Origin of the sequence: Rossellomorea aquimaris (genome assembly GCF_000935355.1) — a bacterium.
GTDB classification, from domain to species: Bacteria; Bacillota; Bacilli; order Bacillales; family Bacillaceae_B; genus Rossellomorea; species Rossellomorea aquimaris_B.
The window spans coordinates 1-1,068 of sequence record NZ_JXZC01000032.1 but is presented as its reverse complement, the minus strand read 5'-3'; the positions used below and the strand labels follow the sequence as shown (position 1 = coordinate 1,068).

General features: G+C 59.1%; 1 protein-coding gene. It reads left to right on the top strand.

From position 1 onward, the window contains the following. Positions 1-97: 97 nt before the first annotated feature. Entirely contained in the window at positions 98-1,060 is a 963-nt protein-coding gene (locus TV75_RS20925) for an IS30-like element ISPpu17 family transposase (RefSeq protein WP_004577240.1), read from the top strand. The last annotated feature ends 8 nt before the right edge of the window (positions 1,061-1,068 follow it).

Below are 1,068 nucleotides of genomic sequence, written 5' to 3'. Positions count from 1 at the left end.
TCCTGAATTCATAGAATAAGCGCAACGCTTGAAACGAGAGGCAGAGAGCCAGCCACCGGTAGAATCCAGGCTCTCACACCGAAGGATTCAAGCGCAGATGACTACGCATTACCGGCAGCTGACTCAGGGACAACGTTACCAGATTGAGGCTGGCTTGAGCGCCGCAGAGAGCCAGGCGAGCATTGCAAAGCGGGTCGGCGTGCATCCCTCGACGATCAGTCGCGAGGTTCGCCGCAACAGCACCCAGAATATCTACAAGGCTGTTTCTGCGGCCCATGAAAGTGATGCTCGTCGAGCGGGTGCGCGCAAGTTTTGCAAGCCGGCGACATGGCTCAGCCATCATCTCCCGGTGTGGCTCAAGCATGGCATGAGTCCGGAGCAGATCGCCCAGCGGTTGAAGCAGGAGCAGCCAAGCCGGGCGGTCAGCCATGAGTGGATTTATCGGTTCATTGCCGCCGAACAGCGCGCCGGTGGTGAGCTTTATACCTATCTGCGACATCGCCGAAAGCGCTACCGGAAACGCTATGGAAGCCACGATCGGCGCGGGCAGCTGCGTAATCGCGTGTCAATCAGTGAACGCCCAGCCGAGGTCGAAAGCCGCGAGCGCCTGGGGGACTGGGAGGGCGATACGGTACATGGACTGGGCGGTAACCTGGTGACCCTGGTTGATCGCAAAAGCGGCTATCTGAGCGCCTATCCGGTCAAGCGCAGAACGCGCCGGCAGGTAACGCGGGCGATCAATCTGATGCTTCAGGGCCATGCCGCTCACACGCTGACGCTGGATAACGGAAGGGAGTTTGCCGGGCATGAACGCATCGCGCTACGGAGCCAGTGCCAGGTCTTTTTTGCAGACCCCTATTCATCCTGGCAACGTGGCACCAATGAAAACACCAACGGTCTGCTCCGCCAGTATTTCCCCAAGGGCAGCGACTTCAGCAAGCTGACCGTCGAAGCCGTCAATCGGACAGTAGCGAGGATCAATCTACGCCCGCGCAAGCGCTTGGGCTGGAAGACGCCGTACGAAGTGCATACAGGGGTGAGCGTTGCACTTATGTGTTGAATTCAGGC

Coding starts and splice junctions, on each gene's coding strand:
- TV75_RS20925 (WP_004577240.1), top strand. CDS start 98: ATGACTACGCATTACCGGCAGCTGACTCAGGGACAACGTTACCAGATT.